This window comes from Rhodococcus sp. NPDC060086, assembly GCF_042730275.1.
Classification (GTDB): domain Bacteria; phylum Actinomycetota; class Actinomycetes; order Mycobacteriales; family Mycobacteriaceae; genus Rhodococcus.
The window spans coordinates 56,473-68,876 of sequence record NZ_JBHWWZ010000027.1 but is presented as its reverse complement, the minus strand read 5'-3'; the positions used below and the strand labels follow the sequence as shown (position 1 = coordinate 68,876).

The following is a 12,404-nucleotide window of genomic DNA, read 5'->3' as shown; positions in this document are numbered from 1 at the left end:
GGGGATCCGAGCCCGGAATCCCCGGGCTCGGATCCACACTGTGCGGTCTATGAGGAGAGATGCGCAGCCGAGTAGGCGTCCTTGATCGCGTCGAGCGCGCTGGTGCAGGGGATGTCGGCCTTGCGAACCTCGGCGACCACCTCCGCCTGGTCGGCGAGGACGCTGCTGGCCGCAACCGCCCAGACGACCTTGCCCGGGTCGAACTTGCGAGTGGAAACCCAGCCGCGCTGCGGAGCAAGTTCGCGCAGTGTGCTCCAGTGCGCGACCTCCGTCGCATCCGGACGTCCGATGAACAGCAACTGGTCGTGTGCCACGAGGAACCCCTTTGTTCTACATGCCTCGATAGGGGTGTCGTCCAGTGTGTTCTTTTCGTTACATTGCGCTCGGGCGAAAAATGTGTCTTGGTCAGAACCCGGCCGATGCCCTGGTCGGCACAGCGCCGGCAGGCGGCGTCCTACTGCAGGGCCTTCCTCAGTTCCTCGACGACCACGGTGACGGGTTCGGCACCGTCGGCGGTCGGGATGTCGCTGTTGACTGCCACGACGAGCACGGTCTGTGTCTCGGGCAGATAGCCCACATACGTGTTGTAACCGGGCAGTTCACCGGTGTGCCCGACCCAGCCGTCCTCGATGCCGAGACCGAGCCCGTACGCGCGTTGCGGGGTAGCGGGCGGAAGGTTGTACTGGAACGAGTCCAGCCGCAGCCGTTGGGCTTCCGGTGTCAGGATGCCCTGTCCGGTGCCGAGCGCCCGCCCCCAGATCTCGAGGTCGTCGACGGTGGAGGTGACGGCGCCTGCCGACCACGCCCAGGACGGGTTCCAGTCGGTGGCGTTCGCGGTCTGTCCTTCCGGTTGTCCTTGCTCGGTGACGCCCTGCAGCCGCGGGGACGGGAGCGACGCGTCGGTGGGGAAAGTCGTCTGCATCGCACCGAGAGGCCCGAACAGGTTCTCTTGGAAATAGTCGCCGAGGGACTGGCCACTGACCTCCTCGATCACCAGACCGAGGGCGATGGTGTTGGAATTGGAGTACTCGAACTTCTCACCCGGCGCGAAGTTGGGCGGGTCGCCCCGCACGAGATCCAGTAGCTGCTCGGGCGTCCATTCGGCTGTCGGGTCGGCGAACACCTTCTGCTGGAACTCGTCGTCGAACGTGTAGCTGGGGATACCGCTGGTCATGGCCGCAAGCTGTCCGAGAGTGGCGGTATCGCCGTTCGGCAGGCCCGGAACATATCGACCGACGGGGTCGTCGAGCGACAGTAGATTCCCGTCCATCAACTGCAACAGTGCGGTGACGGTCATCGTCTTGGTGACGCTGCCGATGCGTGTGTGGTCGATCGGCTCGGGCAACGCCGCCTCGTCTCCGCCCGCGCTGCCTGCCGCACCGGTCCATTCGCCGTCCGGACTCGCGACACGTGCGACGACGCCGGGAAACCCGACCTCGGAATGCACTCGGTCGAGCACACTCTGCAGATCGGCGCCGAATCCGGATTCGGTGGTCGTCGCAGTGTCGGGAACCGTGGGTTCGCCGGTCGCGGGGTCGGTCGAGTCGTCGCTGCCGCATGCCGTGGCGAATACGAGGAGTGCCGCGGTCAACGCGACTGTCAGCCGACGCATGAGTGCCTCCGAAGGAACGGCCTTCGACTCAGTATCCGCCGTACGGTGGGGAAGATCGGTGGAATGCGGAAACCGCTACTGTTCCGCCCTGCGCTCTGCCCGCGACCGCACGCGCCGCACGACCGCCCAGATGACGGCTACCGCGACCACTGCGATGACGACATATTGCAGTGTTTCTGCATAGGGCTCGACTCGGTACCAGTTCTCGCCCAGTTGATACCCGGCGATCACGAAGATGCTGTTCCAGATGAGGCTGCCCGCGGTGGTGAAGGCGAGAAACTGCCAGATCGGCATACGCGTCACCCCGGCAGGAATCGAGATGAGACTGCGGAAGATGGGCACCATCCGGCCGAAGAACACCGCTTTGCGTCCGTGTCGCCGGAACCAGGCGGTGGTCCGATCCAGATCGTCCACGTCGACCAGAGGGAGCCGGTCCACCACGCGACGTATCCGTGTCTCGCCCACCCAGCGTCCGAGCGAGTAGAGCCCCAGTGCTCCCACGACGGATCCGAGCGTGGTCCAGAACAGTGCACCGACCAGAGTGAAGCTGCCGAGGCTCGCGGCGAAGCCCGCGAGCGGGAGGATCACCTCGCTGGGCAGCGGCGGAAAGAAGTTCTCGAGCGCGATCGCGATGCCTGCCCCGATACCGCCGAGTCGATCCATCAGGTCCAGTGCCCAACCGGCGAGTCCGTCGGTGGGGGCAGCGGCGGCATCTCGAACGCTCATCACACTCACGATAGGACGGAGGCAGCCATCCCACCGCAACGGGTGGCGCCGGTGAGGTCGAATCGTCGACCAATTTCGTCTCATAGCGGGCAAACCCGGCCGAGCGCAGGAGAAATGTCCGGATGGGGGCGTCGATCTGCTCGACACCGAACTCGACGCACTGGAGCGAGCTTTCGAATAGCCCGGTACGCGGCTGGCAAACTGGGCCCAGTGAAGGCGGCAACCAGAACCAAGGTCAGAGGACCACTTCAACCACCCGAGCTCGCTGCTGCAGCGATCTTCGGCGCGCTCACCGCGGTCTTGTCGGTGGTCGCGGGTTTGATTCCGGTCGGGGTCGCGCAAGTGCTGGTCGCGCTGCCCGTCGCGTTCCTCGCCGTCACCGGCCGTGTCCGCACGGTCATTGCTGCCACCACGGCGGCGGCTGTCGTCGCGCTGATCGCGGGTGGGCCGTTCGCGGTCGCGGCGGTGGTGCTGCTCGCCGCGATCGGCACCCTGGTGGGGTTCGCGCAACGCCGCTGGGGACGATCGGCGGTGTTCGTCATCTTCGCCTGCTCGGTGCCGATGGGTGTGGCGGTGGCTGCGGCCGTGGTCGGGCTGCTGGTCGTGTTCGAGCAGACCCGTGTCCTGCTGCTCGAGGCACTGGTCAACACCATGCGCGGGATGCTGACCGCGTTCGAGGCTGCCGGATCGGATCCGGAGCTGAGCCGTGTGGTGAACGAGACCATCGATTTCCTCGTGACCTATTGGTGGCTGTGGATCGGTAGCGCCGTCGTTCTCGGAGTGGTGGGGACGGCACTGCTGTCGTTCGGGATCTTCGCCTCCGTGGCACAGCGCAGCACTTGGCCGCGGCAGCAGGTGGGGTGGCCGGCCCGGATCACCGAGTGCGAGCCCGGCCCGCTGCCCGTGAAGTTGCACTCCGTCTCCTACCGCTACCCGAACGCGACCAGTGACGCGCTGAGCGAGGTCGACCTGACGATCACCGAAGGCGAGTTCGTCGCGGTGGTCGGTGCCAACGGCTCGGGCAAATCGACGCTCGCTCGCATCCTGGCCGGTCTCGACCCCACCTCGGGATTCGTCGATCGACCCGGACCGGTAGGACTCGGCTCCCCGGACGGCACCGTGCTGGTCTTCCAGCACCCGGAAGCCCAGGTGCTCGGACGGACGGTCGGTGAGGACCTGCGCTGGGGAACGACCGGCGACATCGATATCGACATCCTGCTCGATCGCGTCGGACTCGAGGGCATGGCCGACCGTGCCACCGAAGACCTCTCCGGTGGTCAGCAGCAACGACTGGCCTTGGCCGCCGCGCTCGTGCGCACGCCGAAGCTGCTCATCGCCGACGAGATCACCGCGATGGTCGACGCCGACAGCCGCACCGCGCTCATTGCCGTGCTCGCGGACATCGCCGCCAGCGGCACCACCGTCGTGCTCATCACCCACCTCGACGACGAAGCCGCACGCGCCGATCGTGTCGTGCACCTGGAGCGGGGACGCATCGTCGACCCGCCTGCACGCGAGCAACGTCGTGATGCGGTCACAGCCGCACCGCCGTCGAAGTGGCTCCCCGTACTCGAGCTCCGCGACGTCACCCACACGTATGCGGATCGCACCCCATGGGCACACACCGCGCTGCGCAACGTGACGCTGACCGTCGGCCGCGGGGAAGGGATAGTGGTGGTCGGTGCCAACGGATCGGGAAAGACCACCCTCGCGTGGACCATCGCGGGTCTCCTACGACCCACGAGCGGAACATGCACCGTGCACGACACTCCGACCGCCGACGTGAGGGGAGAGGTCGGACTCGTGTTCCAGCAGGCGCGATTGCAACTGCAGCGACCCACTGTCGCGCGGGAGGTCTCGGAGGTCGCAGGCCTGCCCCGCACCGACCACCAGTACGTCGCCGCTGTTCTGAAGCGGGTGGGTTTGGGCGTCGACCTCGCGGTTCGCCCCATCGACCAGCTCAGCGGCGGCGAGATGCGACGTGTCGCGATCGCGGCGCAACTGTCGCGGGCGCCGCGTGTGCTGGTACTCGACGAACCCCTCGCCGGGCTCGACACTGCAGGCCGACGCGAACTGATCTCGATCCTCGTGTACCTGCGGACCGTCGAACACGTCACGATCATCGTCATTTCCCACGATCTGCACGGCATGGAAGAGGTGTGCTCGCGCACCGTGGTACTCGAGGACGGCACCGTCGTCGACGACGGAACGAAGGCGGTCGCGTGATGAAGAAGCAACGCCAGCGTCGCCCCTTGATTCTGCTGCGGCCGGTCCCGCGAGAGACCCCGCTGCACCGCGTGTGGGCGGGCACGAAAGTGATTGCTGCCGCAGTGCTGTCGGTGGTGGTCAGCTTCCAGCCGTCGTGGACCGGGCTCGGCGTCATCGTTGCCGTGCTCCTCGCAGGTGTACTCGTCGCACGGATTCCACGTGGAGTGGTGCCGACCGTCCCGTGGTGGGTGTTCGCGTTCATCGCATTCTTCGGTGTCATCAATGCGGTCGGCGGGGGCATCGATGCCTACATTCGGGCAACGCTGCTCGGGATCTCTCTGCTGGCCCTTGCGTCGCTCGTGGGGTGGACCACGCGGTTGTCGGACCTCGTCGACGCACTGCCCGTGCTGCTCGCGCCGCTGCGTCTGGTGCGTATCCCCGTCGACGAATGGGTGACCACCTGCGCGCTGGCTTTACGGGTGCTGCCGTCGATACGGGGAGAGCTCCGCATGTTGTTCGCGGCGCGACGACTGCGTGGCCGTGCAGGCCTGCCGTCGCCGCGCGGCTCATGGAACGAAATCATCGATGCGGTGGGCGCGGTGGCGTCGGTGTCGATGCGCCAGGCGCGCGACCTCGGCGACGCGCTGTCGGTGCGCGGCCCGCGACCCGTTGCGCGCGCGTGGCCGCGACTCGGCGTGGGCGACCTGGTGGTGGTGCTCGTCGTCGTCGCGGCGTGTGTCGCCGTGTCGTTGGTGGGGTGAACTCTCGAGGTAGTGCCTAGGAACAGCGAGAGCGGAGTGTCGCGGCGCCCGGTCCGGTGAGGTCGTCGCAGTAGAGGGCGCGGCCGGCCATCGCCATCGTCAACGCCAATGTCGGGCCGCTGACCTCGGGACCGTTGCCTGCGGTGAACTCGCTGTCGGTGGCTGTGAGTCGGAGTCCTTCGGCGGCGCTCTTACTGTTCACCGCGAAGTCCTTCCGTGCATAGAAGCGCGCGACCTCTGCGATCACCTCGACGGGCGGCGTGTGGGATATGTCGAGCGGACGCCGGATGTCCTGTGCGTGCACGATCACCTCACCCAGCCACGCCTCGGTCGGTCCGAACGGCGCCGTGGTGCTGGTGAGCACGCGTCGAAAGTTCGCGAGCGTGTCGTCGGGTGTGGGGCCGAGGTGCTCTGTGAGTCGTCGTGCGTTGTGCAGGTCGGTATCGAAACGGGCGCCGACCACACTTCTGATCCACTTCAGTGGTCCGACGGTCGCAACAGCGGTGAGGTGCGCGACGACCTGTTCGACGCTCCATGCGCCACACAGCGAGCGGTGTGCCCACTGGTCGGAGTTCAGGTCGGCGAGGTCGTTCGCCAGGACGGCACGTTCGGTGTGGACAAGGGTCCAGAGACGATCGCGGTCGGTCACCCGGGTCACGATATCGGGCTGCGCGGCGGATGTCCGGCGGTAGCGTGAGCGATGTGCACTGGGTATTGCACGTCGACCTCGACGAGTTCCTCGCGGCCGTCGAAGTGCTCCGGAACCCTGACCTCGCCGGAAAGCCCGTGGTGGTCGGTGGTCGCGGCGACCCCACCGAACGCGGTGTGGTGTCGACCGCCTCCTACGCGGCCCGCGCATTCGGGGTGCGGTCGGGCATGCCGCTGCGTGTCGCCGCCCGGAAGATTCCCGACGCGGTGTTTCTGCCTGTCGACGCCGATGTCTACAACGCGGTGTCGCAGCAGGTGATGGATACGCTGCGCGGGCTGGGTGTCACGGTGGAGGTGCTCGGGTGGGACGAGGCGTTTCTCGGTGTGGAGACCGATGACCCCGATGAGTTCGCCGCACTCGTGCGGCGGTCGGTGCTCGACGCAACGAGACTGCACTGTTCGGTGGGGATCGGTGACAACAGGCTGCGCGCGAAGATCGCGACAGGGTTCGGCAAACCTCAGGGCCAATTCACCTTGACTCGCGACAACTGGTTCGCGGTGATGGGAGACCTGGGTGCAGGCGCGCTATGGGGCATCGGATCGAAGACTGCAAAGAAGTTGGATGCCTTGGGAATTCGCACGGTACGTGAACTGGCTGCAGCTTCTGTCGACGACATGGCATCGAGATTCGGGCCGAAGACCGGGCCGTGGCTCGTCGGACTGGGGAGAGGCGCGGGGAGCGCCGAAGTATCCGACGAGCCATGGGTGGCGCGGTCGCACAGCCGCGAAATGACGTTCCAGCACAACCTCACCGACTGGCTCGAGGTCGCCGAGCATGTGCGGCGGTTGGCCGAGCGGGTCACCGAGGACATCCGAGCCGAGCACAGGCCGGGTGTTCGGGTGGAGGTGAAGGTTCGGTACGCACCGTTCACCACCCACACCACCAGCCACGCGCTGCCGGATCCGACGTCGGATCCTTCGGTGATCTCCGCGGCAGCGGTGTCGCTGCTCGAACGGTTCGATCAGGAAAGGCAGGTGCGGCTGGTGGGAGTGCGGGTGGAGATGGTGGACGGCCGGTAGCTACCTCGCGGCGCCGTAGAACCGGTCGACACGCACCCGCAATAGCAGACGCTGTTCGGCGACCATGGCGGCGCGGAACTCGTCCCAATCGGGATGCTCACCCTGGACCTTGCGGTACAGCGCGACGAGTTGTTCGGTCGCGTCGTCGTTCGGAGTGCGCGCCACGTCGGACAGTTCGGCGTTGCCTTCGGCGACGGCGTACGACCAGCCGTCGTCGGAGTCCTTGAACAGACTCACGCGGGAGTCGCGGCGCATGTTCTTCGTCTTCGCGCGGGTATCGGTGATCGAGATGGAGAACGTGTGTGTTCGGTGATCGTAGTGATAGAGGATGTTCGAGATCTGCGGTCTTCCCGCGCGTTTGAGAGTGACAAGCGCGGCGACTCCGGTGTCTCCGAACAGGGCTTCGAGCGTGGACTCATCAGCTGCCATGGGGTCAGGATACTTCGACCGAATGTGGCAGTCATGCAGTCGAAGTCACCGAAGGTGAAATTCGGTAAGGGTGAAGGGTCTACGCTCGAATGAGGGTCGGGGCCCTATTGTCGTGACATCGAGGCAGCCATGGCTGACAACACTGTGAACAATCCCGCTCCAACTCAGGGGAAGGGGGCGGGGTCGTCGATCATCGGCAAGGTGCTCGACGGACCGTTGACCGGTCTCGCTCCCTGGATCTTCCTCGCTATTTTCGAAGGCCCCGGCAGTACTGGTTGGGTGTCCGCGGTGGCGCTCGCCATCTCGGTGTTCTTCGTCGTGGCCGACCGGATCCGCGGAAGACAACTCAAGCTTCTCGGAATCGTCGACGTCCTCTTTTTCGCCGGCCTGTTCATCGTGCACTTCTTCCTGACCGTCGACGGACAGGTGTGGCTGGAGAAATGGATCGGTGAGATCTCGAACATCACTCTGGTGATCATTGCCGTCGGGTCGATTCTGATCCGGATGCCCTTCACCCTCCAGTACGCACGCGACATGGTCGATCCGCAATTCTGGAACTCTCCGATATTCGTGCGGACCAACTACATCATCACCGGCGTATGGGCGCTCGCCTTCGCGGTTGCCGCGGCTGCTGGGTGGTACGGCGACGCCGTTCTCGACGACAACAACAACATCTGGACGGGATGGGTATTGCAGACCGGGGCGATGCTGTGCGCCATCAAGTTCACCAGCTGGTATCCCGACCGTGTCCACGAGAAGGCGCACGCCGAGTATCTGGAATCCCTACCCGAGAACGCGGGGCAGGAACCGGCCGGCGGAAATCCTTGACACACTCAGATGCCGTATTTTTCGGCAAATGCCGCGGGTGTCATGCCGACGACCTTCGCGAAGTCGCGCACGAAATGCGGTTGATCCGCGTACCCGAGCAGCGCGGCCATCTCCGCGAGAGGGATCGCGCGTTCGCGTAGGCGGCCCGCCGCTTCCTGAAGGCGGCGTCGTTGGATCAACCATTTCGGTGTCAACCCGATCCTGCGGTGAACGAGTCGCTGTAGTGCCCGCTCCGACATTCCGAACTCGTCGCGTACCTGTTCGACGCGCAGGACGTCGGGATTGTCTTCGACGAACGCGACGACCCGATTGATCAGCAGGCCCTCGTCGTCGATCGACGCGAACGGACGAAGCGCCTCGTCGAACAGGTCCATCGCGGCGCGATGCGACTCGGGAGCGCGAGGAGCGCTCGCCATCGCAGTACGGATACTGCGGGTGAGGAGGAGGCCTTCTTCTCCGAAGACGTCGGTGAGGTCGGCGAACCGGTCGGTGAACGCCGCGACCGGTCTGTGTGTGAGCAGATGACCCGCGGCCGGCGTGAACATCACCCCGACCGCCCATCCATCGCCTGTGAGTGTGGTGCGGGACAGTCCTGACGTGATCCCGTAGAAGCGCGCATAATCCTGTGCCACCACCGCCAGACACACCGGATACTGCAGAACCCGCTGGACGGAGTCCTCACCTTCGGGCACAGACCACACCGGAATCCAGTACCGACGCATCAACGCGGTGAGCTCGGACGCGGCCGGATACCGGAAGACCTTGCTGGTCGTGTCGATCGGATCGTTCAGATGGGCGCGCTCGATCGGCTGCTGTTCCGGATCTTCTCCGGTGTCGGGTTTCATCAATACCGCACCCCTCGCGCGGGAATATCGTCAGAACATGAGTACAGCTTCCATCAATACAACAGCACTCCGACACCGAGACGCGAATGCGCCCCTGACCGACGTCATCGACGCGGTCGACGCCGAAGCGTGGAACAAGCAGTCACCATGCGAGGGCTGGACCGCGCGCGACGTCGTCGCCCACATCGTCGACACTCAACGGGAATTCCTCATCGGCCGCGGACTGGACGTCGGTGAACGCCCCGACCTCGACGACCCGGCAGTGGGGTGGCGTGAGCACACCGGACGAGTCGCGACGCTGCTGACCGACGACACACTCGTCGACGCCCCGTACGAGGGATATTTCGGACCCACGACGCTCGGTGCGACGTTCGAGCAGTTCTACATCTGGGATCTGCTCGTACATCGGTGGGACATCGCGCAGAGCGCCGGGATTCCTGCGGCCTTCACGGATGCCGAACTCGACCGGATGGAAGCCGGCGCCGACAGCTTCGGCGACGCCCTTTACATGGACAGTGTGTGCAAGTCCGGGGTGGAGGCAGCGTCCGACGATCGGCAGTCGCGGATCCTGGCCCGTTTGGGACGCCGAGCAGAGGGATGACGCATATCGTCGGCCTATGACCGAACGGATCGTCGTTGCCGATGAGGTGCGCGCAGCAGTCGCTGCGGGGACGCCTGTGGTGGCGCTCGAGTCGACGATCTTCACGCACGGTCTGTCTCGTCCGCGGAACATCGAGGTGGCATTCGACGCTGAACGGCTGTTGCGCGAATCGGGTGTCACGCCGGCGACGATCGGCGTCGTCGCCGGCGAGCCCACGATCGGTCTGTCGCACGATCAGATCGAGATGATCGGGGCCGCGGATTCCGGAACGGTGAAGACCGGGATCCGCGACCTGCCGCTGGCTGCGGCGAAAGGTCTGCACGGCGGGACGACGGTGGCGTCGACCGCCTGGCTCGCACGTCGCGCGGGGATTGCCGTGTTCGCGACCGGGGGGCTCGGGGGTGTCCACCGTGGCGCGGCATCGACGTTCGATGAGAGTGCAGATCTTGTTGCGCTGTCGTCGATTCCGATTCTCATCGTCAACTCGGGAGTGAAGTCGATCCTCGACGTGCCCGCAACCCTCGAACGCTTCGAGACACTTGGCGTGATCGTGCTGGGATATCGCACCCCCCGGTTCCCGGGCTTCTATGTGCGCGACAGCGGATGTGTGGTCGATGCGGTCGATTCGCCGGAGGAGGCAGCCGCGGTGGCCCGCGCCCGCGACGATCTGGCGCTGCGGTCGGCGGTGCTCATCGCGAATCCGGTCGCTGTAGACAAGCAGGTCGATCCTGCCCTGCATGATCGCGTCCTTGCCGAGGCGGATCGGCAAGCGGCAGACGCGGGTATTCGGGGCAAAGACCTGACGCCGTTCCTGCTCGACCACATGCACCGCAGCACCGAGGGCGCCACGCTCGACACGAACGTTGCGGTGTATCTGGGGAACGTGCAGGTGGCGGCGGAGATCGCGACAGTCCTCGCACGTGTGTCCTGATAACTCGGGCCACTTTTGGTGGAATAGTGCCCGCTCAGCGGAGAAAATCCCACCGAAGTTGCGCGAGGAACGACGCCGCACTCGGAGGTAGCGGCTCGGCGGTCTTCCGATAGAGCTCGGCAGGTCTACCCGCGCCTTCACGGCTGAACTCGCCGGTTGCTTCGAGACCGTGCGACAGGTGACGGCGGAAGGTGTCCTTAGGGAATCTGCGCCCGTAGATCACCTCGTACAGTCGGCGCAATTCGAGGATGGTGAACTCGTCGCCGATCAATCCGGAGGGATCGACCGCTGTCGCGTAGCGGCGTCGCAGGTCGGCCACGGCGAGGGCGACGATCTCTTCGTGGTCGAACGCGAGTTGTCGGGCATCCGTCACCGGCAAAAGCTGTGCTCCGGCGGGGAAGCGCTCGACCCGTACTGCTGCACTGTGGGTCATCGACAGCACCCAGCCGCGGTCGTCGCGCTCGGGGTCGTCGAGCATGGCCATCTGGTGGAACTCCACGTCGTCGAGTCCGGCTTTGTCGTGGAGCGCACGACGTGCGGCGTCGGCGAGACGCTCGCCGGGATGCAGGAACGTCCCGGGCAGCGCGCGCCCCCGTGGGTGGTCGACCACCAGCACTTTCACGGTCTCGTCGACGACGGTCAGCACGGCCACGTCGACGGCGACCGAGGGGCGCGGATAGTCGGTGAGGGGCTTGCTCGGAGACCCGGGGTTCTTACTCACGTAGACATTAAATCAAACATGCGCTAATTTCATTAGCGCAACATTGAGCGAAGGGGAGAATGTGGAACTGGACATGCAGCAGAAGGATCGTGTCGCGGGAGTGCTCGTGGCCACTGCAGCAGGTGATGCGCTCGGCGCCGGATACGAGTTCACCTACCCGCGACCGGACACGGTGATCGACATGATCGGCGGAGGGCTCGGCCCGTTCGCTCCGGGGGAGTGGACGGACGACACGTCGATGACCCTCGCGATCGCCGAGATCTCCGCCTCGGGACTGCCGATCGGGTACGGAGACGGACTCGATGCTGTGGCTGCGCAGTTCGTGCGCTGGTACGACACCCGCCCGAAGGATATCGGCAACCAGACTGCCGCCGTGCTCTCGGCGCGACCCGCCTCGGCGGCTGCAATGCGGCAGCGTGCCCGGGGCATTCCGGGACGGAAGGCGGGCAACGGATCTCTCATGCGTACCGCGCCCGTCGGCATCGCCTACCTGGACGACGCCGACGCGTGCGTCGCGGTGGCTGCCGAGATCAGCGCTCTGACCCACGATGATCCGCAGGCCATCGAGGCGTGCAGACTCTGGTCGTACGCGATCCGCCACGCTGTGCTGTACGGAAGCTTCGACGGCGCCCGCATGTATCTCGAGGGTGCGTCCACTGACGTGGCCGAGTATTGGGGAGCGCTCCTCGACGAAGCCGAGAAGGCAGAAACTGCAGCTGTATTCGACAAGAATGGCTGGGTGGTGCACGCACTGCAGGTTGCGTGGTGGGCCATCACCCACACCGACGCATCCGGACCGGGCCACCTCGTCGACGCACTCGAAGCCGCAGTGCGCGCAGGCGGCGACACGGACACCACCGCAGCAATTGCAGGCGGCCTGCTCGGCGCCCGCTGGGGTGCGTCGGCGGTGCCGGAGCGGTGGAAGCAGATGCTGCACGGATGGCCGGGATATCGCGTCGACGACCTCATCGAACTCGCGTCGAAGACGGCAGCGAACATGGCGGGCTAGGAATC

Annotated in this window: 14 protein-coding genes; 7 read left to right on the top strand and 7 right to left on the bottom strand. The window is 65.7% G+C overall.

Translation table 11 applies throughout. The features are described 5' to 3' along the window. Positions 1–47: 47 nt before the first annotated feature. From ACFWB0_RS16030 to ACFWB0_RS16020, 3 genes are all read right to left on the bottom strand, one after another. Positions 48–314: a hypothetical protein gene (locus ACFWB0_RS16030; RefSeq protein ID WP_378491452.1), complete on the bottom strand. Its 267-nt coding sequence runs from the start codon at positions 312–314 to the stop codon at positions 48–50. A 140-nt stretch (positions 315–454) separates the two neighbouring features. After that, positions 455–1,612, bottom strand: coding sequence for a serine hydrolase domain-containing protein (locus ACFWB0_RS16025; protein WP_378491451.1), 1,158 nt, complete (start codon positions 1,610–1,612; stop codon positions 455–457). A gap of 75 nt (positions 1,613–1,687) precedes the next feature. Further along, complete coding sequence (locus ACFWB0_RS16020; RefSeq protein WP_378491450.1) at positions 1,688–2,338, bottom strand: DedA family protein; 651 nt, start codon at positions 2,336–2,338, stop codon at positions 1,688–1,690. Between the two features lie 210 nt (positions 2,339–2,548). Between ACFWB0_RS16020 and ACFWB0_RS16015 the strand changes: the two genes are divergently transcribed. Both ACFWB0_RS16015 and ACFWB0_RS16010 read left to right on the top strand, forming a co-directional pair. After that, positions 2,549–4,564, top strand: coding sequence for an ABC transporter ATP-binding protein (locus ACFWB0_RS16015; RefSeq protein WP_378491449.1), 2,016 nt, complete (start codon positions 2,549–2,551; stop codon positions 4,562–4,564). Then, positions 4,564–5,307: an energy-coupling factor transporter transmembrane component T family protein gene (locus ACFWB0_RS16010; RefSeq protein ID WP_378491448.1), complete on the top strand. Its 744-nt coding sequence runs from the start codon at positions 4,564–4,566 to the stop codon at positions 5,305–5,307. The genes ACFWB0_RS16015 and ACFWB0_RS16010 overlap by 1 nt, the downstream gene beginning before the upstream one ends. 16 nt (positions 5,308–5,323) lie before the next feature. Here ACFWB0_RS16010 and ACFWB0_RS16005 read toward each other — a convergent pair whose 3' ends face one another. After that, positions 5,324–5,956 carry a maleylpyruvate isomerase family mycothiol-dependent enzyme gene (locus ACFWB0_RS16005; protein ID WP_378491447.1) on the bottom strand — a complete coding sequence of 211 codons (633 nt, stop codon included), beginning with the start codon at positions 5,954–5,956 and terminating at the stop codon, positions 5,324–5,326. Between the two features lie 29 nt (positions 5,957–5,985). Between ACFWB0_RS16005 and ACFWB0_RS16000 the strand changes: the two genes are divergently transcribed. After that, complete coding sequence (locus ACFWB0_RS16000) at positions 5,986–7,035, top strand: DNA polymerase IV (protein ID WP_378491446.1); 1,050 nt, start codon at positions 5,986–5,988, stop codon at positions 7,033–7,035. On the opposite strand, the gene ACFWB0_RS15995 is transcribed toward ACFWB0_RS16000, so the two are convergent. Next, entirely contained in the window at positions 7,036–7,464 is a 429-nt protein-coding gene (locus ACFWB0_RS15995) for a PPOX class F420-dependent oxidoreductase (protein ID WP_378491445.1), read from the bottom strand. It abuts the gene before it with no gap. 129 nt (positions 7,465–7,593) lie between these two features. Here ACFWB0_RS15995 and ACFWB0_RS15990 point away from each other — a divergent pair, with 129 nt between their 5' ends. Beyond that, positions 7,594–8,292: a hypothetical protein gene (locus tag ACFWB0_RS15990; protein ID WP_378491444.1), complete on the top strand. Its 699-nt coding sequence runs from the start codon at positions 7,594–7,596 to the stop codon at positions 8,290–8,292. 5 nt (positions 8,293–8,297) lie between these two features. Here ACFWB0_RS15990 and ACFWB0_RS15985 read toward each other — a convergent pair whose 3' ends face one another. Next, positions 8,298–9,137 (bottom strand): helix-turn-helix domain-containing protein, encoded by an 840-nt coding sequence (locus ACFWB0_RS15985; RefSeq protein WP_378491443.1) that lies wholly within the window; start codon positions 9,135–9,137, stop codon positions 8,298–8,300. A gap of 37 nt (positions 9,138–9,174) precedes the next feature. On the opposite strand from ACFWB0_RS15985, the gene ACFWB0_RS15980 reads away from it, so the two are divergent. Further along, positions 9,175–9,738, top strand: coding sequence for a maleylpyruvate isomerase family mycothiol-dependent enzyme (locus ACFWB0_RS15980; RefSeq protein WP_378491442.1), 564 nt, complete (start codon positions 9,175–9,177; stop codon positions 9,736–9,738). A 16-nt stretch (positions 9,739–9,754) separates the two neighbouring features. Further along, positions 9,755–10,669, top strand: coding sequence for a pseudouridine-5'-phosphate glycosidase (locus tag ACFWB0_RS15975; RefSeq protein WP_378491441.1), 915 nt, complete (start codon positions 9,755–9,757; stop codon positions 10,667–10,669). A 34-nt stretch (positions 10,670–10,703) separates the two neighbouring features. On the opposite strand, the gene ACFWB0_RS15970 is transcribed toward ACFWB0_RS15975, so the two are convergent. Further along, positions 10,704–11,390, bottom strand: coding sequence for an NUDIX domain-containing protein (locus ACFWB0_RS15970; RefSeq protein WP_378491440.1), 687 nt, complete (start codon positions 11,388–11,390; stop codon positions 10,704–10,706). 61 nt (positions 11,391–11,451) lie between these two features. Between ACFWB0_RS15970 and ACFWB0_RS15965 the strand changes: the two genes are divergently transcribed. Further along, entirely contained in the window at positions 11,452–12,399 is a 948-nt protein-coding gene (locus ACFWB0_RS15965) for an ADP-ribosylglycohydrolase family protein (RefSeq protein WP_378491439.1), read from the top strand. Positions 12,400–12,404 lie beyond the last annotated feature (5 nt).